The sequence below is a fragment of the Maridesulfovibrio sp. genome (assembly GCF_963677005.1).
Taxonomy (GTDB): domain Bacteria; phylum Desulfobacterota; class Desulfovibrionia; order Desulfovibrionales; family Desulfovibrionaceae; genus Maridesulfovibrio.
In genome coordinates, this window is sequence record NZ_OY781616.1 from 2,432,262 (window position 1) to 2,451,875 (window position 19,614).

At 51.3% G+C, this 19,614-nt stretch carries 20 protein-coding genes; 9 read left to right on the forward strand and 11 right to left on the reverse strand.

Annotation, left to right across the window (positions count from 1 at the left end; genetic code table 11):
- Positions 1 to 3: 3 nt before the first annotated feature.
- Positions 4 to 486, forward strand: a complete 483-nt coding sequence (locus ACKU4E_RS10780; RefSeq protein ID WP_320171078.1) for a TRAP transporter small permease — start codon at positions 4 to 6, stop codon at positions 484 to 486.
- A complete protein-coding gene (locus ACKU4E_RS10785; RefSeq protein WP_320171079.1) occupies positions 479 to 1,813 on the forward strand; it encodes a TRAP transporter large permease subunit in 1,335 nt (444 codons plus the stop codon). Before ACKU4E_RS10780 ends, ACKU4E_RS10785 begins: the two co-directional genes overlap by 8 nt.
- Before the next feature lie 108 nt (positions 1,814 to 1,921).
- Here ACKU4E_RS10785 and ACKU4E_RS10790 read toward each other — a convergent pair whose 3' ends face one another.
- The 6 genes from ACKU4E_RS10790 to ACKU4E_RS10815 all read right to left on the reverse strand — a co-directional run bounded on the left by ACKU4E_RS10790 (position 1,922) and on the right by ACKU4E_RS10815 (position 8,498).
- Complete coding sequence (locus ACKU4E_RS10790; RefSeq protein WP_320171080.1) at positions 1,922 to 2,737, reverse strand: sugar phosphate isomerase/epimerase family protein; 816 nt, start codon at positions 2,735 to 2,737, stop codon at positions 1,922 to 1,924.
- A 41-nt stretch (positions 2,738 to 2,778) separates the two neighbouring features.
- The gene (locus ACKU4E_RS10795; RefSeq protein ID WP_320171081.1) at positions 2,779 to 4,446 is read right to left on the reverse strand and encodes a M99 family carboxypeptidase catalytic domain-containing protein; all 1,668 of its coding nucleotides are present in this window, start codon (positions 4,444 to 4,446) and stop codon (positions 2,779 to 2,781) included.
- 37 nt (positions 4,447 to 4,483) lie between these two features.
- Positions 4,484 to 5,191, reverse strand: a complete 708-nt coding sequence (locus ACKU4E_RS10800) for a hypothetical protein (RefSeq protein WP_320171082.1) — start codon at positions 5,189 to 5,191, stop codon at positions 4,484 to 4,486.
- Positions 5,191 to 6,456: a L,D-transpeptidase family protein gene (locus tag ACKU4E_RS10805; RefSeq protein ID WP_320171083.1), complete on the reverse strand. Its 1,266-nt coding sequence runs from the start codon at positions 6,454 to 6,456 to the stop codon at positions 5,191 to 5,193. The genes ACKU4E_RS10800 and ACKU4E_RS10805 overlap by 1 nt, the downstream gene beginning before the upstream one ends.
- A 292-nt stretch (positions 6,457 to 6,748) precedes the next feature.
- On the reverse strand, positions 6,749 to 8,044 hold the full coding sequence (gene purB, locus ACKU4E_RS10810; RefSeq protein WP_320171084.1) for an adenylosuccinate lyase: 1,296 nt from the start codon (positions 8,042 to 8,044) through the stop codon (positions 6,749 to 6,751).
- Between the two features lie 166 nt (positions 8,045 to 8,210).
- On the reverse strand, positions 8,211 to 8,498 hold the full coding sequence (locus tag ACKU4E_RS10815) for a zinc ribbon domain-containing protein (RefSeq protein ID WP_320171085.1): 288 nt from the start codon (positions 8,496 to 8,498) through the stop codon (positions 8,211 to 8,213).
- 553 nt (positions 8,499 to 9,051) lie between these two features.
- On the opposite strand from ACKU4E_RS10815, the gene ACKU4E_RS10820 reads away from it, so the two are divergent.
- Positions 9,052 to 9,570: a hypothetical protein gene (locus tag ACKU4E_RS10820; protein WP_320171086.1), complete on the forward strand. Its 519-nt coding sequence runs from the start codon at positions 9,052 to 9,054 to the stop codon at positions 9,568 to 9,570.
- A gap of 83 nt (positions 9,571 to 9,653) precedes the next feature.
- Here the strand turns inward: ACKU4E_RS10820 and ACKU4E_RS10825 are convergent, their stop codons facing one another.
- Complete coding sequence (locus ACKU4E_RS10825; RefSeq protein ID WP_320171087.1) at positions 9,654 to 10,175, reverse strand: C40 family peptidase; 522 nt, start codon at positions 10,173 to 10,175, stop codon at positions 9,654 to 9,656.
- A 297-nt stretch (positions 10,176 to 10,472) separates the two neighbouring features.
- On the opposite strand from ACKU4E_RS10825, the gene ACKU4E_RS10830 reads away from it, so the two are divergent.
- From ACKU4E_RS10830 to ACKU4E_RS10855, 6 genes are read left to right on the forward strand one after another with little or no spacing between them, the layout of a single operon-like run.
- The gene (locus ACKU4E_RS10830; RefSeq protein WP_320171088.1) at positions 10,473 to 12,377 is read left to right on the forward strand and encodes a proton-conducting transporter membrane subunit; all 1,905 of its coding nucleotides are present in this window, start codon (positions 10,473 to 10,475) and stop codon (positions 12,375 to 12,377) included.
- The gene (locus tag ACKU4E_RS10835; protein ID WP_320171089.1) at positions 12,377 to 13,225 is read left to right on the forward strand and encodes a complex I subunit 1 family protein; all 849 of its coding nucleotides are present in this window, start codon (positions 12,377 to 12,379) and stop codon (positions 13,223 to 13,225) included. Before ACKU4E_RS10830 ends, ACKU4E_RS10835 begins: the two co-directional genes overlap by 1 nt.
- Positions 13,226 to 13,229: 4 nt before the next feature.
- The gene (locus ACKU4E_RS10840) at positions 13,230 to 13,664 is read left to right on the forward strand and encodes an NADH-quinone oxidoreductase subunit B family protein (RefSeq protein WP_320171090.1); all 435 of its coding nucleotides are present in this window, start codon (positions 13,230 to 13,232) and stop codon (positions 13,662 to 13,664) included.
- 20 nt (positions 13,665 to 13,684) lie between these two features.
- A complete protein-coding gene (locus tag ACKU4E_RS10845; protein WP_320171091.1) occupies positions 13,685 to 14,056 on the forward strand; it encodes an NADH-quinone oxidoreductase subunit C in 372 nt (123 codons plus the stop codon).
- A 48-nt stretch (positions 14,057 to 14,104) separates the two neighbouring features.
- Complete coding sequence (locus tag ACKU4E_RS10850; RefSeq protein ID WP_320171092.1) at positions 14,105 to 15,181, forward strand: nickel-dependent hydrogenase large subunit; 1,077 nt, start codon at positions 14,105 to 14,107, stop codon at positions 15,179 to 15,181.
- Positions 15,182 to 15,192: 11 nt separating this feature from the next.
- The gene (locus tag ACKU4E_RS10855) at positions 15,193 to 15,564 is read left to right on the forward strand and encodes a 4Fe-4S dicluster domain-containing protein (RefSeq protein WP_320171093.1); all 372 of its coding nucleotides are present in this window, start codon (positions 15,193 to 15,195) and stop codon (positions 15,562 to 15,564) included.
- 221 nt (positions 15,565 to 15,785) lie between these two features.
- On the opposite strand, the gene ACKU4E_RS10860 is transcribed toward ACKU4E_RS10855, so the two are convergent.
- The 4 genes from ACKU4E_RS10860 to ACKU4E_RS10875 form a co-directional block, all read right to left on the reverse strand.
- Positions 15,786 to 16,655, reverse strand: a complete 870-nt coding sequence (locus tag ACKU4E_RS10860; protein WP_320171094.1) for an RluA family pseudouridine synthase — start codon at positions 16,653 to 16,655, stop codon at positions 15,786 to 15,788.
- Between the two features lie 13 nt (positions 16,656 to 16,668).
- Positions 16,669 to 17,970 carry a TRAP transporter large permease gene (locus ACKU4E_RS10865; RefSeq protein ID WP_320171095.1) on the reverse strand — a complete coding sequence of 434 codons (1,302 nt, stop codon included), beginning with the start codon at positions 17,968 to 17,970 and terminating at the stop codon, positions 16,669 to 16,671.
- Between the two features lie 13 nt (positions 17,971 to 17,983).
- A complete protein-coding gene (locus ACKU4E_RS10870) occupies positions 17,984 to 18,481 on the reverse strand; it encodes a TRAP transporter small permease (RefSeq protein WP_320171096.1) in 498 nt (165 codons plus the stop codon).
- Between the two features lie 69 nt (positions 18,482 to 18,550).
- A complete protein-coding gene (locus tag ACKU4E_RS10875; protein ID WP_320171097.1) occupies positions 18,551 to 19,576 on the reverse strand; it encodes a TRAP transporter substrate-binding protein in 1,026 nt (341 codons plus the stop codon).
- Between the last annotated feature and the right edge of the window lie 38 nt (positions 19,577 to 19,614).

Here is a 19,614-nt window from a genome sequence, read left to right on the forward strand (position 1 = left end):
GTCATGCGTTCAATCATAAGGATAATAGAAGGCCTCTCCGTGGGAGGGGCCTATCTTTCAGCCGCGGGAATGCTTTTTATCGTAGGGCTTGTGGTGGTGGAAATATTCCTGCGTTCCGTGCTGAACACTTCCACCCTTGTCTCCAGTGAATACGGCGGATACGCCCTCGTATTCCTCATCCTGACCGGGTTGGCTTATACTCTAAGGGAAAACGGGCTGATCAGGATCAACCTGCTGACCAGCCATTTTTCTGAAAATGGAAAACGGGTTGCAGACATCATTTCCGGCATCATCGGAGTCTGCATAACCGCCTTTGCCCTCAAATATACCGTTATGATGGTCTATGAAACATGGGACCTTGAAATGACCGCGGATACAATTGCGGAAACACCGCTCTGGATTCCGCAACTCGCCATACCCATCGGGCTGATCCTGCTTCTGTTACAGCTGATAGCCTTTATTGCCGGGAGAATAGCCAATGATTAGCGATCCACTTATTCTGGCCGCAGTCCTTGTTCTCGGCATGGTGATATTTCTGCTTTCGGGACTCTGGATAGGTTTTTCACTTTACGCTGCGGCTATCTGCGGCATGCTGGCCTGCAAGATGAACCTGCCGCCGACCATATCCATTTTTGATAAAATCGGCGACCTCATGGCGAACTCCCTGTGGAACACGCTCAATTCCTGGCCCCTGTCTGCGTTGCCGCTGTTCATCCTCATGGGTGAAATTTTATACCGCACCTCAATTTCAACCAGACTGCTCAACGGTCTGGTCCCGTGGCTGTCCAACATTCCCGGACGCCTCTACCACATAAATGTAGTGGCCTGCTCGCTTTTCGCGGCCGTTTCCGGCTCAAGCGCGGCCACCACCGCTACAGTAGGCAAAATCACCTTCAACGAGCTCTCCAACCGGGGGTACCACAAGAGCCTCTCCATAGGTTCCCTTGCCGGCTCCGGTACCCTCGGGTTTCTCATCCCGCCCAGCCTGATCATGATCATCTACGGCATACTTTCCGACACCTCCATCGGACAGCTTTTCATTGCCGGCATCATCCCAGGGCTGACTCTTGCGGGAGTGTATTCCCTCTACATAATGATCCGCTGCATACTGAATCCCTCCCTTGTCCCGCAGGAAAAGGAAAGTTTCAGCATGGCGCAGCGCATTGAATCGCTGAAGGATCTGTTTCCGGTCCTGCTGCTCATCACTCTGGTACTGGGAGGAATCTACGCCGGCCTGACCACGCCGACCGAAGCTGCGGTAATCGGGGTTCTCGGCGCTCTGGCCATAGCCTGGTGGTTCAAGAACCTGACCTTTGCAAACTTCAGGGAATCCCTGCTTTCAGCGGTAAAAACCAGCGGGATGATCTGTTTCATAATCGCCGGAGCCGCATTTCTGGCTCAGGTGGTCGGCTTTCTGGGGATTGCAACCGCACTCAGCAGATTCATTGCCACGCTGAACCTGTCACCCTACATGCTGATTTTCGTACTGGGAATCATGTACGTTCTGCTGGGTATGATTCTGGACGGAATATCCATTGTGGTCATGACCCTGCCTATAGTGCTGCCCATAGTGACAGCCGCAGGATTCGATCCGCTCTGGTTCGGCATCTTCGTGGTTTTCATGGTTGAACTGTCTCAGGTAACTCCGCCGGTAGGCTTCTCCATTTTCGTCATTCAGTACATCACCAATGACGATGTGAAAGATATCCTGAAAGCCACATTTCCGTTCTTCCTGATCATGGTGATGATGGTCATGCTGGTCACTCTGTTTCCGGAAATAGTCTTTTATCTGCCGCAGAAAATGATCGGGTGATAAAAAGCTACAGCATCAAAAACAGACAGCCCCGCAACTATATCGCTGCGGGGCTGTTTTTTTTGAAAAATATAATCATTTATCCTCTGCAAACAGGCAGTATCCGGGCTAACGCGCAAAAACCTTCGGGGCCACTTTCGTCCGGAAAAAACTGTAGCTCAGTTCGAAATCGTCCTTGTTGTGCGGCTCAAGAGTCATCGTGGGCAAAGGATTCAGTTCGCAGATTCTGGAAGTTACGTGATCCCAGTCTATGGTTCCGCGTCCGATGGCCAGATGCTCGTCCATACGTCCGTTATTATCGTGCAGGTGCATATGCTTGATGTGCGGCGCCAATGTATCAAACCAGAAATCGAAATCCCCTCTTTCGGCACCTTTGGAAAATGAATGCCAGTGACCGAGATCAAAACAGATTCCTACATTTTCCCGTCCAAGATCTTCCACCAGCCGGACGAGGATATCGGGAGAAGATTCATACGTGTTTTCCAGACATAGTGGAGGGTGATCCAGCCATGAGTTGCAAAGGTCGCGCAGGCCGTCCAGACAGTGCGCATAAGCCCTTTCAAAAAGGGGTTTTTCCAGCCAGCAGGTAAACGAGGGATGCATGACCATACGTTGCGGAGAAAAGAACTTGGCGACCTCGAAAGCGGCACGGAGAGTTTCTATGGAGGCCCTGCGTATACCGGGATTGAGGCTGGCCGGTTTCAGATCAAGGAAAGGAAGGTGCACCGTGCAGCCCAGACCGGCTTCATCAAGCCTGTCCCGCACGGAAAGAAGCCAGTCCATGCTCTGGCATTCATCGCCCATACAATCCAGCCCCAACTCGGGCTGAATCCCGTTCTCGATAAAAAAATCAAAATACTCAGGTGTAGTGTAGATATAGCGCAGAGGCAGATTTACAAAACAGGTTTCGAACTCAGGCTTCATGATATGTACAACTCCTAGCACCTACACATGGGCTCAAGACTTCAATCAAGGGAAGTCCGCATGTAATTCCTTCCCCTGATGGTCATTGATCCGATCAGATCGAAAGTCGTGGCGTGCCGCAGAGTTACAGTCGTATCACGTCCGGAACCAACCTCGAACGTTTCCCCCCAGTTAGCGGGAATGCCGTTGACAAACGGCTGTATCTTGTTCTGACCGCCATTGCTCCATACATCCTTGAGGACATAATGATCAGCCGGAGTTTCCTGCACACCGTCCACCACCCAGTTCAAAAACATCCTGTCACCGTGATCGGGAACAAGCTCCAAAGCTTTGACCCTGCGCGGTTCTATGGAAAGATAGAATTCAGCACGCCGCTTTCCCGGAGTCTCCCGCACAATCCTGTATCTGGAAACACCGTCTTTTTCATCCAGCATGTATTTTGCCATGAAATTAGACGGGTCGGCAATAATCTCATACCCCACGTCCTGTCCGTTATTGGAAGTCACGGATGCTACGAATCCTTTAAGATTCAGGATTTCCTCTGCGGAGCTTCCCAGCACTCCCTCCAATATCAATTGATCACCGTCAACGGCTTTGAGTGTGCCTTTCTCGTTCACAAAACGAGGGTTGCCATTTAACCAGCACAAAAAAACAGGACCGTTCGGTTCGGGCAGATCGCTTCCGGTCCCCTGCCAGCGGACCTTGGCCGAGGCCATTCTGTCACCGTCAAGCCGGACTTCAAGAGCCGGGAAAGTGGAAAGGGCCATGCGCGGAGCAGTCAACATATTCAGGTTAGGCCTGTCGCTGGCAAAAACAGCAAGTGACGGCTCAAGGACAGAACAGGCTTCAGCTCGATCGGAACCGGCAGTATATACCGGGCCGCCGCGAACCAGATCAATGCTTCTACCCTTGAGGAGATGGCCGTTGATCTTGATTTCCAGCCCTGCAGAGCTTGAAGACTTGGGGAAAGAAAAATCCGGTTCGTCAACTTTCAGTCCGAACTCTTCAAGCAGATAAACAGTGGCCTTAAGCTGTTTGCGAACCTTCCATTCCAGATTCTTAATATCCTTGCTGACCTCCACGGCCATGGCCGGTATTCCACGCGTAACAAGTGCGTAGCAGGTCAGGGACTTGAGCATTTCCGGGTAATGGGTCGTCTTGTCGAAAGTATCGGTATTGAAAAGCGTGAACCTGTAGGAGGGATTTGCGATGTCTTTGTTCAGTCGGTCAATGGTCTGCAGACACATGCGTTCCAGGTGCAGCCCTTTGTAGACAGCGGCATCAATAATCAGGGACTGACCGTAACGGTTGGGATTACGCAGCTTGTCCACATAAACAGGATTGTAGAAGCCGCTCCCTTCGTGAAGGTGAATGAACCCATCCGCACCGTTGATCAAAAACCGGATCGCCCTGGCAAGCCGGTCTTCATAAAAACTGTTGTATTCCTTGTCGAATCTTCTGTTGAGATCTACATTTATCTGTCTGGTACGGCGCAGGATAGAGGGTTCGTTGGCGCGGGGAACAATAATCAGGTTGCCCTTGCGCAGATTGCAATGGGTCAGCATCTGGGCAGTGCAGAAGCCGGAAAGCTCATCGCCCTGAATCCCGCCCTGCACCATTATGGTCGGGCCAGGCTCATCGCCGAAGACCCAGGTTACCCGCAATGGATATTGAGTACCCTGAAAAAAGGTATAACTCTTGACCTGCATGGCGGCAGCGCTGCAGACCGAGCAGAAAAAGATAAAGCTAATTAAGCATGCGCGACAAAGGATATACTTCACTGAAAATCAACTCATCCTTTTTTGTTTCAATCATTAAGCGTATTCCGTAAAGATCGTCCAGATCAAGACCGGCCGGAATTCCGAAACGGGTTCTGACCACCTTGAACCTCTGGATGTGAAAAGACATATCATCTTCGTTGCTCTTAACGGCAATCCCTTTGCCCACATTTTCAATAAGCTCGATCCTGGCAAGTCCGCTCAGGGCGGAGGAAGGCTGCAGATTGTTAAGATCGAAGCTCAAGACAAGACTTCGCCCGGATTTTTGAAGCTTAACATTCTCAACTCCGGCCCGCATCAGATTTTTATAGGCCAGAAGCTTTTTCAAATCCACGCCGGGAACTTCCGCAACGGCTTTTTTCTCTTCTACAGGTACGGATGCAAGTATGGTCTGGATATCGTTCGGGTCGTATGAATCCAGAATCTTATTTACATTTTCAAGCCGCTCCAGTTGTACGGACGCATCGGTAAGGCGCTTTTGCAGCTCGATATTATCCTGCTTCAACTGAACATTGTTCCCCCAGAAGCTATAACCGGCCCAGGCACCGACCCCGGCACAGACGGCAAGCAGAAAGACAAACCAGAACAACACCTTCAGCCAGAACGGGCTGATCCTGTATCGTTTGACGGTGTCATCGTCGCGCATGAAAAGAACATTATACTTGGTGCTGCCCATTAAAGCCTACTCCATTGTTCATCAACAATCAGCCAGCTGTCCCCGCTGGGACGGATGACCAGTTTCTTAAACCCCTTGTCGCTATACCCTGTGACGTCCGAGTAATCCTGCCTGAAAGAGACTTCCAGTCCCTGCGGATTTTCCGCCAGACTTATATCTCCCAGCTTAATTGAAGCCGGGCTGCGTGTTTCCCAGACACTTTTCTTGTACTCGCTTATGGAACCGGCCCCCTTCCTGTTTCCCTGTCTCGCGGAAGAGTCATAACAGGCCATATATTCTTTCAGATCCCCGGCAAGCCACCCTGCTCGCCATTTATCGATAAACTTGCGGACATAAGCTCGCCGACTATTCAGATAGCGATCCTTTAAATCCCCGTCAGCCGGACTGTATTCGCGACCGACAATCTTCCATTTTCCATCAACCTTCTGCCAGTAAAGACGTTTGGATGTGGATGATGAAAGCTTGCCGCTTCGGTAATACTGATCGAACCAGGTTACCCAGTAATCCGGACCGGGCAGCGCACGCAGGTTGAAAATTTCTATATCAATCCAGTCTGTTGACGCAAAAATACGTTTTTTACGGTTTTTGAAGTAACGGAAGGGCCTTTGCTCAGACCTGGAAAAAAGATCCGGAGCATAGATCTCGAAAAATGAATCCTTGCGATTCTTCCAGTCATCGGCCCATTTGTAGACAAGTGCCTCAAGTTCTTCGGAATCCGCCTTCTGCGAGCCGGAGACGTCATTCCATTCCAGACTCTTACCGATAATCACCGGAGTTCCAGGAGCTATCTTCGCGTCCAAAGCGCCTATATCGGCATTATTGAGTGCAACGCAGCCCTTTGTATCTCTAGGAAGGAGTTTCTTCCCTCTGCCGTGAATCCATATTCCGTACCCGGTCTTGCCTTTAATCCGGTCTACCGGATTGGGGAAATCAAGAGGGAAGGCCATGGTTCCGTACAGCTTAAAATCCGTCAGGCCGGTCCGCTTGCCGGAAGTGAAATAAACCCCTTCCGGAGTCTTCAGATCGCCTTCGACGACCTTGTCGCCCACCGCCTGACCGGTTGCACAGGAAAAGGAGGCCTCTGCATGTAAAGGACTCTTGTGCACAAGCAGATGAAGCCGCTGGGCCTCTTTGTCGACAGCGACGACATAATCGGGAACAAGATCGGTATGTTCCAGCACAGGATGCCATTCACCGGCAAAACATAATGACGAAAGTCCGGCAATCAGAAAGAAAGCCGCCAGAAATATACGCAGAACCTGCATCAGACCGAGACTCCACCGTTCAAAGCAGCATAACAACGATATAATAAGCATCAATATGAATCGTGGCTAAAATGTGAATTGAACACCGGCATTGCGATCAGATAATTCATTGCATCCACCTGCTGCACAAAAAAAAACTGCTCCAAAACAACCCCTCACCCGCAATTTATTCGCCCCGCAACGATAATTTCAGGGACAATAGCATGAAACGCCATGGCCTGCAAAAATGAAAGCCCGGCTCAGCCAAAAAAGCTGAACCGGGCGAAAATACAGGTTAAATTTCAAAAACCATCTACTCACCGAGAACACGCTTGAAAATCATGTCTTCGTATCTGGTGTAATATCCCAAATCAAAAGCATCATCCAAAGCGCCCGCATCAAGAAGGCCGGTAATGGCAGCATCCTTGCGCACTTCGTCCGGAAAGGAGACCTTGTTTTCCCAGCAGTGCATGGCCACCTTCTGCACCATCTCATATGCTTTCTGCCTCTCCAGCCCTGAATCCACCAGAGCCAGAAGAACCCTTTGGGAGTAGAACAGTCCGTAAGAAGCCATGAGATTGCGATCCATATTGTCGCCGTTTATCTTGAGGCGTTTCAGAACACCGTTCATCCTGCTCAGGATATAGTCGGCAAGTATTGTGGAGTCCGGCATGATAACACGCTCAACCGAGGAGTGGCTTATATCACGTTCATGCCAGAGCGGCATGTTCTCCATGGACACCAGACCGTTGGTGCGCAGCAGGCGGGACAATCCGCAAAGGTTCTCCGCGGAAATGGGGTTTTTCTTGTGCGGCATGGCCGAAGAACCCTTCTGTCCTTTGCTGAACCCTTCTTCGACTTCCAGAACTTCCGTGCGCTGCAGGTGACGCAGTTCCACACCGAGACGTTCTATTCCGCCGCCGAGCAGCCCCAGAGCGGTAAAAAAAGCAGCATGGCGGTCACGCTGTACAATCTGGGTGGAAATGGGGTCTACATTCAGGCCGAGCAGTTCACAGGTTATACGCTCAACTTCAGGGTCGAGCATGGCGTAGGTACCCACTGCACCGGAGATCTTCCCGACACTGACACCTTCCACCGCGTGGGCGAGGCGTTCACGATGGCGGGAAAATTCAGCATAGAAACCGGCCATCTTCAGGCCGAAGCTGGTGGGCTCCGCATGGATGCCATGAGTACGTCCCATGCACATGCGGCCCCTGTTGGCATTGGCCATTTCTTTGAGAGTTACAAGAAATTCATCAAGGTCATCAAGAATGATCTTACCGGCCCGGCTCAGCAGCACCCCGTTTGCGGTATCGACAATATCGGAGGATGTGCAGCCAAGGTGAATAAAACGCGATGAAGGGCCGACTTTCTCTTCCACGGCGGTGAGAAATGCGATGACATCGTGTTTTGTTCTTTCTTCAATTTCAAGAATACGGTCCAATTCAAAATCCGCTTTGTCGCGGATGGTTTTCATATCCTGTTCCGGTATCCGCCCAAGCCTGTGCCAGGCTTCACACACGGCGATTTCTACTTCAAGCCAGACCCTGAAGCGATTTTCCAGAGTCCATAGTTCACCCATGACGGGACGGGTATATCTTTCAATCATTTTACCAATTCCGGTTAATTGTTTTCTTAAATAACGAGGTGGAAAGGGAACTACACGGGGTCACTATATTCCAAATGGCGCCCCGCGACAAGACACAGGAATATTGAAGGGCAGATCAAAAAACAGACGGCCCGGAAATACACCGGGCCGTCTGGCCTCTGATCAGCTAACTTGCTGTAGTGTCGGAACTCTTGGTTGAGGATTCCGACTTAGCGGATGTTCCGGAGCCGCTGCCTGCCGGACTGGAATTCCCGGTTTTACCGGCAGCGGAATCGGTTTTGCAGTATCCGGAAGAATACCACCCACCGCCTTTGAGAACAAAAGAGGAATGTGAAAGCACCTTGGTGGCCTTTCCCCCGCAGACGGGACACTCCAGTTCCTTGTCTTCAAAGCTCGTCTGCCACTCTTCGAATATCTGCTGACATTCGTGGCACTGGTATTCATAAATAGGCATAATACCCTCCAATAAAAAAGGCACGCCGCGCCCCTTCTACAAAGAGGCTGGCGATACCTGTCCCTAGAAATATAAGGGGGTCCGTCCCGAATCCGGCCGTACTCCGGTAATCCCGGTTACGGCAGACTGAACGGAACAGAAAAACGACTTAGCTGGCGGCAGCAGCCTTGGCTTCTGCGACACGAGCCTTAATTCTTTTGGCTCTGCGATGACGCTTACGCTGAAGTTCTTTTTTTCTCTCGATCTTTTTGTGCCTACCCATGTGGAGGACCTCCTGATATGATTTTTCGTACTTGCCGCACGATTATATGCTGCAAAGGAGACTCCATTACCCTAAAACGCACATGATTGTAAAGGGCTTCCATAAAGCGTTTTAAATTGCCCATCACAACAGATAAATATTTTTTTCACAAGACAACATGCCTGAATTCCGGGACATTACTGACAGGGACGCAATTTTACCCTTGACTGCACACCGTATCGTGAACATATAAGGACTCTCTGCCGCACGGCAGCCGTACCTGCAACCGGCAAAAAGCCTTGAGGAGAAATCATGAAAAAAAACAATCCCAACAAAGCGTTCACACGAGCAGTCGAAGATATATCCGAAGTTTTCATGTTCGACCAGTGGATGAGATTCTACTACATATTTGAAGAGGACAAAAAACTCACAGTCAAAGTTCCCGATGAAATCTGCAGCCAGATTGAGAAAGATTATCCGGCTCTCAAGGGCCTGGTGGACCTGCTGAACAATGAAGAAATCGATCAGCAGAAATCGACAGCCACGGTCTGCTCCTACATCGGATCGCGCTTTGACGGCACCAAATACAGCAGCAGAATTGTCCCCATGGTATTCGACTCCAAGGATTTCAAGCTGGAAATGTACATTTTCAACCTCTGGATTAAAGGCCACGAATCCTATCTTGAATCCGAGGTGATGAGCTTCAATGACTGGAAATCTCTTTATTCCGGATGGCGTGATCAGGATGAAGTGAAGAACTACATCACCAGGCTGAACAATGCCCAGGGCGGTGCACACATTCAGCCCCCCACCTGCAACACAGTCCAATAATCAGGCTGAACATAAACAAAGACCAAAGGGAAAGCGCGCAATGCGTTTTCCCTTTTTTTATTTGTGCATCGGATGGTTAACGATCAAAAAAATCTACGTGCGCCAATGAAATATTTTTGCCAGTAAGACTTATCCATGGATTCTTCACGCACTGAGTGCCCGCTTTTGGGACTGTGAATGAACCGTCTTCCAGCGCCGGTATAAATACCGGCATGCAGACTTTTTGCCTGCCCCGGTATCCGGAAAAACACCACATCTCCGGCCTTGCAGTCCTCTTTACGCACCGGCCTGCCGGATTTCACCTGCTGCCAGGAAACACGCGGCAGCTTCACACCGTGAACGCGGTAGGCCCACCAGACCAGCCCGGAACAGTCAAAACCCTCCTCCGGCGATGACCCTCCCCATTTGTATGGCTTGCCGATCTGCGATCTGGCGCTCCTGACCACGGCCGTCCCCAGCTTTGAAGCTGATCCATACCCGGCTGTTTTGTATTCGATTCGGTTTATACTGACTGAAGGCTTTGCGCATCCGCCCAAAAGCGGCAGCAGAACAAGCAGATTCAAAACAAGTATAAAACCGACCGGCTTGTAAGTCATATAACTCATAGAAATAGCTTTTTATCTCTAAAAACAACTAATAACAATAGCCCAAACCTTTAACAACATGCAAGAGAGTTACATTTTTCACAAAACAACATGGTCATATTAAAATTTTCTATAGGTTTATGAACCCACCGAATCTCAAATAGCTATTGACTTTTCCTTGAAATTTGAAGACAAATTCATACGCTTACGTTGAAATTAGTGAAACATTTTGATGCGTTGCACGATTTCAAAAAAGTTAACACGGCTGAGGTATGATTTTCTAAATCTGGCACAACATCGCGTTACAGTGAGGTCCGTATGTTGCCCATGATGCTAGTTCTGGCCATCTTGTTGCCCTTGGTGGCCGCCATCGGTTGCTACTTTCTGCGTGTAAGTGCGATCAGAAGTCTGATCGTCCTTGCAACAGGAGTATGTCTTGCCGTTGTATCCCTCGCCCTGCTGGGACAGGGATCGTTTACCTATTCTCCAGGTACCATAGTTGGAATCAGCTGGGATTCCCTCGTCACCCTGGCGGATTTTGCCCTGCTTTTCGTAATGCTCTATTACGCATTCAAACTCAAAAACCAGTTGATCAAGGTATTCGTCATACTCCAGATCATTCCGCTGGCAGCGTTTGAACTCTTCATCGTAGACCATGCAGTAGAGACCCCCGCAATTTTTGCGGACAGTCTTTCCCTGATCATGGTAGCGGTGATCTCCGTAATCGGGTCTTTGATCTGCATTTTCGCAATCCCCTACATGAAAGAACATGAAGAACACCTGCACCTGGTCAAATCACGCCAGCCGCAATTCTTCTTCTACCTCGTCCTGTTCCTCGGAGCAATGAACGGACTGGTTCTTTCCAACAACATTCTCTGGCTCTACTTCTTCTTTGAAGTAACCACTTTCTGCTCCTTCATGCTCATCGGGCATGACCAGACCGCAATCGCAGTCAAAAACGCCACCCGCGCTCTGTGGATGAACGCTCTCGGCGGCGTGGCTTTTGTCTTCGGAATGATCTGGGCCTATTCGGTAACAGGTTCTCTCGACCTGCAGGTTATCATCCATTCCGGACCCATGGGCGGCGCAATGATCGGCGCTCTTTCCCTGCTCTGTCTCGCCGGGTTCACGAAAGCCGCCCAGGCACCGTTCCAGAGCTGGCTGCTCGGCGCCATGGTCGCCCCGACTCCGGTTTCGGCACTGCTGCACTCATCAACAATGGTCAAGGCCGGCGTATATATCGTCCTGCGTCTTGCCCCTGCCTATGCCGGAACATTCCTCAGCCAGGGAGTAGCCCTGTGCGGAGCCTTCACCTTCCTGGCATGTGCTGCTATCGCCATCAGCCAGAGCAACGGTAAAAAAATCCTTGCCTACTCGACTATCAGTAACCTCGGTCTGATAATCTGCTGTGCAGGACTCAACTCTCCCTGGGCTCTGACTGCGGCAATCATCCTGATTATCTTCCACGCAGCCTCCAAGGCTCTGCTCTTCCTGTGTGTAGGCACAATCGAACACGGCATCGGCAGCCGCGATGTTGAAGACATGCACGGGCTTTATCTCAAGATGCCCCGTACCGCTGTCATCACCATCATCGGTGTTCTGACAATGCTGCTGCCCCCATTCGGTGTTCTGCTCGGAAAATGGATGGCCATAGAATCGGCCTCCGGCGATATGTTCGTCATCACCATGCTCGCACTCGGCAGCGCCGTTTCGCTGGTATTCTGGGCTCGCTGGGCCGGAATCCTGCTGACCGCCCCCCTGCGCGACAAGGTTCCCGCAGAAAACCAGAATATACTGACCAAGGTCACCCTTACCGCACTTGCCGGTATTGCTGTTGTCCTGTCGCTGTTCTCTCCTGTCATCTACACCAGCCTCATTGAACCGATGATCGGCAAAACCTTCGATATCACTATCGGCGTATTCGCTTCGCCCATGGGAGTTTTCGCGGTCTATCCGATCTTCGTGATTCTCGCTGCGGCCTTTATCTATTCCTGGATTGAAACAAAGAAGGCAGCCAATGCCAAGTCTTCCCAGACTTACATGTGCGGCGCCAACGTTTCCGATCCCAAGGAACAGGCATTTATCGGTCCCATGAACGGACCCGTAACCATCAAGGCTGGAAACTACTACATGAAAGAGTTCTTCGGAGAAGAAAAACTCACCCTGTGGGTCAACTTTACCGCTCTGGCACTCATCGTACTCATGATGGGAGGGGCTCTGTAATGAAAACTTTGATTCTCATGATTATCGGCATCGTTATAGCTCCCATTCTGGGCGGCCTCATCTCCGGTATTGACCGTCGGGTAACCGCGCGGCTGCAATCCCGTTTTGGCCCCCCGATACTGCAGCCTTTCTACGATGTAGCCAAACTGTTCGGCAAAGATAAGGTCATCAACAACTTCTGGCAGGTTTTCTGTGCCTGGATTTATCTTATCGCCGCCGCCCTGTCCGTGGGCCTGCTCTTCGCTCAGAGCGACCTGCTCCTGGTCTTCTTTGTCCAGGCAATCGGCGCGGTATTCCTGGTCATGGGCGGTCTTTCGACTCCTTCGCCCTACAGCCAGGTCGGCGCACAGCGTGAGCTGATTCAGGTCCTGACCTACGAACCGCTCATCATTCTGGTCTTCGCCTCCATTTTCATGGTTACCGGAAGCTTCAGAATTGATGCGATACTGGCCTACAAGCAGCCCCTGCTGGTCCAGTTGCCGCTCATGTTCGTTGTCATCGGTTACGCCCTGACCATCAAGCTGAGAAAATCCCCCTTTGACTTCTCCACTTCCCACCACGGGCATCAGGAACTGGTCAAAGGTCTGCTGACCGAATTCTCCGGTCCTTACCTCGGCCTTGTCGAACTCGGCCACTGGTATGAAACCATATTCATTCTCGGCATCTGTGCCCTGTTCTGGCACACCAGCCTGGTAGGTTGCGTACTCCTGCTCGCTTCCACCTACTTCGCAGAGCTGATCATCGACAACACTATGGCGCGCATGACCTGGCGCTGGATGCTGAAATACGTATGGAGCATCGGTCTGGCCATGTCTTTCGTCAACCTCATCTGGCTGTACGCAGGTTAAGCTTATGTTCAAGAAATTCATTGAAAATTCACGCGCCAAATCCCCGTGGATCATGCACTTTGACTGCGGGAGCTGCAACGGCTGCGATATCGAAGTTCTGGCATGCCTGACACCGCTGTACGACGTCGAACGTTTCGGCATTGTCAACGTGGGCAACCCCAAACACGCGGACGTATTGCTGGTAACCGGAACAGTCAACCCCCGCAACGCAAAGGTACTGCGCAATATCTATGACCAGATGCCAGACCCCAAAGGCGTTATCGCCATCGGCGCATGCGGGCTTTCCGGCGGCATTTTCCGTGAGTGCTACAACGTACTCGGCGGCGTGGACAAGATCATCCCCGTTGATGTCTATGTTCCCGGCTGCCCGGCCAAACCCGAAGCTATCATCGACGGCGTGGTCACTGCCCTTGCCAAGTTCGAAAGCCTTAAAGGCTAAGCATTACGAGGGATAAAAACGTGATTGAAAATCAGATAGAAGTAACTCTGGAAGGACTTGTCGGCGCGGTGTCCAAAATGAAGAGTGACGGGCAGCGCCTGGTTACCTTTTCCTGCACCAATCTCGGTGACGGAACAGCCGACATCATCTATCACTTCGACAAGGACGAAGTTCTCACCAACCTGCGCCTGACCGTGGACATGGATAAACCTGTGCCTTCCGTCAGCGGCGTATACTTTGCGGCCCTGCTCATCGAAAACGAAATCCAGGACCAGTTCGACATCAAATTCGATGGGCTGGTACTCGATTTCGGCCGCAAGCTGTACCTTGACGATGAAATAACCATCATCCCCATGTGCAACAACACAAAGGCGATGACCGTAAAAAAATAACTCGTCTTCCCGGATGAAACCAAGACGATAACATCTATAGGGTAAATTATGGCACGTACCATCATACCTTTCGGTCCGCAGCATCCGGTTCTTCCGGAGCCGCTGCATGTTAAGCTTGTCGTGGAAGACGAGATCGTACAGGAAGCCATTCCAGCTCTCGGATACGTTCACAGGGGGCTGGAAAAACTCGCTGAAATCCGCGATTATCACCAGATGATCCAGATCGTGGAAAGGGTCTGCGGCATCTGCTCGAATATCCACTCAATGTGCTATTGCCAGGGCATCGAGGAAATAATGGGCGTGGAAGTTCCCGAAAGGGCACTCTACCTGCGCACCATCTGGTCCGAACTGCACCGCATGCACAGCCACCTGCTCTGGCTGGGCCTTTTTGCCGATGCATTCGGCTTTGAAGCCCTGTTCATGCAGTTCTGGCGTATCCGTGAGCGCATCATGGATATCAACGAAGCAACAACTGGAAGCCGCGTCATCACCTCGGTCAACGTTGTCGGCGGTGTCCGCCAGGATCTGACTCCCGAAATGTGTTCCTGGATTCTCTCCGAAGTCGCTACGGCTGAAAAAGAGATCAAGGAAATTCAGAACACCATTCTGAATGACTACACTGTCTGCAAAAGGACCAAGGGAATCGGCGTTCTGACTACGGAACAGGCCTATGACCTCGGTGCAGCAGGTCCCACCCTGCGCGGCAGCGGTGTCGCTTCCGATATGCGCCTGCTCAAATACGCAGCGTTTGATAAAATAGACTTCGAACCGGTTGTCGAAAACGACGGCGACTGCTGGTCCCGCTCCACAGTCCGCTTCCGCGAAACCCTGCAGTCAGTAGACCTGGTAAGACAGGCTATCGCAGGACTGCCCCAGGGCGATATTGCAGCAAAAGTCAAAGGCAACCCCGAAGGTGAGATCATAACCCGTGTGGAACAGCCCCGCGGTGAATGCCTCTACTACATCAAGGGTAGCGGCAAGAAATTCCTCGACAGGGTCCGCATCAGAACTCCCACGTTCGCGAACATTCCGCCGCTGCTGGCAATGCTTCCCAAATGCGAACTTGCAGATGTTCCGGTTATTATTCTGTCAATCGACCCGTGCATCAGTTGCACGGAACGCTAGGAGGCCGAGACATGCTTAACATGACTCCCACAGTGCTTAAAAACCTCCTGTCAAAGAGTTCCACACGCATGTACCCCGTGGAAAAGCGTGAACCCTTTGAACGCTACAGAGGAGAACTGTTCAACAATATTGACGAGTGCATCTTCTGCAAAAAATGCGAGATGAAATGCCCTTCACAGTGCATCACCGTCACCAAGGATAAAAACACCGGAACAGGCACCTGGGTATGTGACCCGTTTGCCTGCGTCTATTGCTCAATCTGCGTGGATCACTGCCCCACCGGCAGCCTGTACATGAAGCCGATACACCGCGCTCCCTCCGCAACGAGAGAAATGATTGAGCAGGAAGGAAAAGTTAAGGCTCCCAAAAAGAACGCCAAATAAACGTTTCCGGAATTTGTCTTGTACTGAAAAGCCCCGCAGCCGATGGCTGCGGGGCTTTTGTCTTACTTCTAGAGGAGCCGGGCTAAAGAGGCTTGCTTTGAGTGCTATATGACAGAAAAATATCTAGTTGCAAACTTCCGGCAGCCGTCTGAGACATTATCCCATATTTGCACAAGTACAGTTGAATCACCCCACCGGCTATACAAGACCGAACATTAAAATCATGCCAAAAAAGAATTTATACGACAGGAAGCATCACCAAACCATTCCGGCAGACATTCTGCGGTAAACCATGGAGTTTCAATGCGGCAGCAATGAAGCTTCATGGCTCCTTTGCCTCCACCGTACTTGGCGTCACCCAGAACAGGAAAGCCTCGGGAAGACAGCTGCACCCGGATCTGGTGCGTCCGGCCCGTATGGAGCTTTACAGCAAGAATCGAGGTGCCCGCTTCAACCTTGACAGGGGAGACCGAGCAAAGAGCTATCTTACCGGCCCCGGCATGGATCTTTTCATGACCGTCAGAGCCTGACTTCTCAAGCAGGTCTTCCAGTTCAACAGTCTCCTCATGCGGCCACTTTCCCTTAACTTTGGCAAGGTAGTATTTCCCGACAGCAGCATGGTCAGCAAAAAATTCGGACAGGTTCTTCTGCCCGGAATGGGATTTTCCGGCAAGAAGCACTCCGGATGTATCACGGTCCAGCCTGTGAGCCGGAGCGGGACGGTATGGGGAATCGGCAAACATGGATGCCAACCTTGCGGCCACACTGTCCGTATGCCCGGTCCCGCCTTGAGAGGGGAGCCCGGCAGGCTTGCAGACAGCCAGATAGTCATCGTCCTCGTACAGGATAGGCAGGGCCGGCAGTTTCAAAAAGGTCTCTTCCTGCGATTCATAAGGAGGAATGCGGACAACCTGCCCCTCGCGAACGAGGTCAAAAGGTTTGCACCGCCCTTTATCCACCCTCACGTTGCCCTTGCGTATCCAGCGCATGACCGCAGAACGGGGAACATGCCCGCCAACACGCCGCTCAAGAAACCGGACCAGCTTGAGCCCGGATTCCGCGGCCGTAACAGTCACAAATTCGGCTGACACACACGTCTCCGAATCATAACAGGGACGGCAGAAATGTTACCGTGGCAGGACACAGAAGCATGAGAACTGTAAGCGCCACATAAGCCAGCATGAAATAACTGACCCCGATGAAGACACGATCAATGGAAACATCCTCGGCCATTGAAGCTACTATGAAGGTGGTCACACCTACCGGAGGAGTTATGGCCCCCATTGTCGTCACAATGGTTATGAGCACACCGAACCACACGGGATCATAGCCCATGGCCGAAACTATGGGAAAGAAAATGGGAATGGTGATAAGCAGCAGTGCCAGAGCATCCATGACCATGCCGCCGATAACGTAGATGAAACAGATCAGCACTATAATGACAGTAGGCGGGATGGGCAGCCCGGCTACAAATTCGGCAGCTTCGAACGGGATGCGGGTCACGGCCAGAAAACGACCGAAAATGACCGCTCCAAGCATGACCACCATGATCATGCACGACACTTTGAGAGTATCGACCACAGCGGCATAAAACTTTTTGAAAGTCATTTTACCTGAAACCAGACTTATGAGCAGAGCAAAGGCGGAACCGGCTGCGCCGGCTTCCGTAGGTGTAAACCAGCCTGCAAACAGCCCCCCCATGACCAGAACGAAAAGGACGACCATTTCTATGGAGCCGGGCAGGGATGACAGCTTTTCTCTTAAGGTGGCTTCAGGTCCGGCAGGTCCCCAATCGGGATGCCTGAAGCACATGAAAGAGACGGTCAGAAGAAAAAGGCAGCAAAGCAGAATTCCCGGTACAACGCCGCCCATGAACAGTCTACCGATGGACTCGCCGGTCTGAAGGCCGATGATGATGAGGACAACGCTCGGAGGAATTACGACCCCCAGCGTAGCGCCTGCAGCTACCGATCCGGTGCTCAGGATCGGATTGTAGCGAAATTTTTTCATCTCAGGCAGGGCTACTGTGGACATGGTCGCCGCAGTTGCCGTGTTCGAGCCGCATATGGCCGCAAAACCGGCACAGGCCAGGACTGTTGCCATGGCTATACCGCCCCGGATGTGCCCCATCCAGGCATAGGCTGATTTGTACAGCCGCTCGTTTACCCCGGAATAGAAACATATCTGTCCCATGAAAATGAACAGAGGAATTACTGTAAGACCGTAGGAAGAAAATACGTTCCAGACCTCGGTCCCGATCATTCCGTAAGCGGCCTTCAGGTTGAGAACCTTGGCGAACCCGACAAAACCGATGATTCCCATGGCGAACCCCACAGGAATACGCAAAAAAAGAATTACTGCCAGCAGAGCGACAATACCGACTATACCTATAGTGACCAGTTCCATGATATCATTCGCCTCACGCCGGCTTGAGCGGTTCTTTTCCGCGCAGAATTCGTAAAATGTCCAGTATCAGGACAAAGGCCATGGACGCACATCCCAGTGCTACCGCAAAAACAAAAGGATAGAACCGAATCCCCAGAGTCTCGGACAGTTCTCCGAGATCAAGAAGAAACATGCCCCACTTTGCGGTTTCGTTGGCGCAGAAAATAAAAAAGACACAGGAAGCGCCCTCGGAGACTACATCCAGTACCCGACGGACCGGCTCGGGAAACCGGTTGAAAAGCAACCCCACGGCAATATGACTCCGGGTAAGCTGCGAAAATCCCAGCGAGAACCCGGCTGTCACCGCTCCCAGAAACCCCATCAATTCAAAAGTCCCTTTGACCGGGATATAAACCGCCCTTGAAACCATGTTTGCGCAGGCCAGGACTATCATTACAGTGAGTGCGGCACCGGCCACGGCTGCAAGGACCCGGCATATGAAAACTGCTGTCTTTTCCAGAATATCTATCATTGCCTTAATGGAAAATCTCCCCGCGTTTTAATCGCGGGGAGATTCTATGTCAGAATTGCCGATAAGGGACTATTTGCCCTCGTACTTCACACGGGAAGCCTCAACGTCGGAAAGCACCGCAGCACCGTTGATGCCTGCGGAAGAAGCCTTTTTCTTCCAATCTTCAATCAGGGGAAGGGTTTTTTCCTTTACCGCCTTCATATCAGCATCGGACATCCTTATAATCTCTATACCGTATTTTTCTTTGGACCAATCCAGGGAATCCTTCACATGCTGATCCATGTACTTTCCGGTCCATTCGGCCTGTTCACGGCCGAGGTCGTTGAAAACCTTTTTAACATCATCAGGGAGGGCATTCCATGCGTTCAGGTTCATGATGACGGCGAAAGGATATACCGCCGTGTTGGTTACGGTTTCATAGCGGCAGATTTCCGCGAAATTCAAATCCTTAAGTACATCAAAGGATGAAAACAATCCCTTGACCACACCTTTCTGCAGAGCTTCGGGAGTTGCGGACATGGGCATGGAAACAGGAGTAGCCCCGAGAGATTCAAGAATCTTGGAAAGAATGCCCGAAGCGCGGAGTTCCAAGCCCTTGAGGTCTTCAAGAGTACGCACGGGATCTTTGGTCATCAGGTTGGAAGGAGCCGAGGTGAACATGGTCAGCACCTTGAACCTTTTGAATTCAGAAGGTTTGTACTTTTCATACAGATCCCAGAGGGCGAGACTTGCAGAAGTTGAGGAAGTAAAACCGAGGGGAAGTTCAAAAACCGAACACAGAGGAAAAACACCGGGATGGTAGGCCAGACTGATACAACCGATATCGGCCTGTCCCTGCATAACTCCGCGCATGGTGTTCTTTGCTCCCAGCAGAGTCGAACCGGGATAAGTCTGCACCAGAACCTTGCCGTTGGTCCGCTTTTCGACTTCCTGCTTCCAACGTTCCATCTGGACGCACGGGAAGGTCTTCGGCGGCGGAAAGTTCGCATAGCTGAGGCTGATTTCGGCAGCCGAAGCCGAAGCAGTTGAACAAAGCACGGACACGCAGATTGCAAATACGGCCAACAGGCCGGTAAGTCTTCCGGTTCTGATCATGTTTCTCTCCCTCGTGAGGACTTGATTTTAATGTGATT

Excerpts from the sequence above, each read along its gene's own strand:
- ACKU4E_RS10780 (WP_320171078.1), top strand. The coding sequence starts at position 4 with ATGCGTTCAATCATAAGGATAATAGAAGGCCTCTCCGTGGGAGGGGCC.
- ACKU4E_RS10785 (WP_320171079.1), top strand. The coding sequence starts at position 479 with ATGATTAGCGATCCACTTATTCTGGCCGCAGTCCTTGTTCTCGGCATG.
- ACKU4E_RS10790 (WP_320171080.1), bottom strand. The coding sequence starts at position 2,737 with ATGAAGCCTGAGTTCGAAACCTGTTTTGTAAATCTGCCTCTGCGCTAT.
- ACKU4E_RS10795 (WP_320171081.1), bottom strand. The coding sequence starts at position 4,446 with ATGCAGGTCAAGAGTTATACCTTTTTTCAGGGTACTCAATATCCATTG.
- ACKU4E_RS10800 (WP_320171082.1), bottom strand. The coding sequence starts at position 5,191 with ATGGGCAGCACCAAGTATAATGTTCTTTTCATGCGCGACGATGACACC.
- ACKU4E_RS10805 (WP_320171083.1), bottom strand. The coding sequence starts at position 6,456 with ATGCAGGTTCTGCGTATATTTCTGGCGGCTTTCTTTCTGATTGCCGGA.
- purB (WP_320171084.1), bottom strand. The coding sequence starts at position 8,044 with ATGATTGAAAGATATACCCGTCCCGTCATGGGTGAACTATGGACTCTG.
- ACKU4E_RS10815 (WP_320171085.1), bottom strand. The coding sequence starts at position 8,498 with ATGCCTATTTATGAATACCAGTGCCACGAATGTCAGCAGATATTCGAA.
- ACKU4E_RS10820 (WP_320171086.1), top strand. The coding sequence starts at position 9,052 with ATGAAAAAAAACAATCCCAACAAAGCGTTCACACGAGCAGTCGAAGAT.
- ACKU4E_RS10825 (WP_320171087.1), bottom strand. The coding sequence starts at position 10,175 with ATGAGTTATATGACTTACAAGCCGGTCGGTTTTATACTTGTTTTGAAT.
- ACKU4E_RS10830 (WP_320171088.1), top strand. The coding sequence starts at position 10,473 with ATGTTGCCCATGATGCTAGTTCTGGCCATCTTGTTGCCCTTGGTGGCC.
- ACKU4E_RS10835 (WP_320171089.1), top strand. The coding sequence starts at position 12,377 with ATGAAAACTTTGATTCTCATGATTATCGGCATCGTTATAGCTCCCATT.
- ACKU4E_RS10840 (WP_320171090.1), top strand. The coding sequence starts at position 13,230 with ATGTTCAAGAAATTCATTGAAAATTCACGCGCCAAATCCCCGTGGATC.
- ACKU4E_RS10850 (WP_320171092.1), top strand. The coding sequence starts at position 14,105 with ATGGCACGTACCATCATACCTTTCGGTCCGCAGCATCCGGTTCTTCCG.
- ACKU4E_RS10855 (WP_320171093.1), top strand. The coding sequence starts at position 15,193 with ATGCTTAACATGACTCCCACAGTGCTTAAAAACCTCCTGTCAAAGAGT.
- ACKU4E_RS10865 (WP_320171095.1), bottom strand. The coding sequence starts at position 17,970 with ATGGAACTGGTCACTATAGGTATAGTCGGTATTGTCGCTCTGCTGGCA.
- ACKU4E_RS10870 (WP_320171096.1), bottom strand. The coding sequence starts at position 18,481 with ATGATAGATATTCTGGAAAAGACAGCAGTTTTCATATGCCGGGTCCTT.
- ACKU4E_RS10875 (WP_320171097.1), bottom strand. The coding sequence starts at position 19,576 with ATGATCAGAACCGGAAGACTTACCGGCCTGTTGGCCGTATTTGCAATC.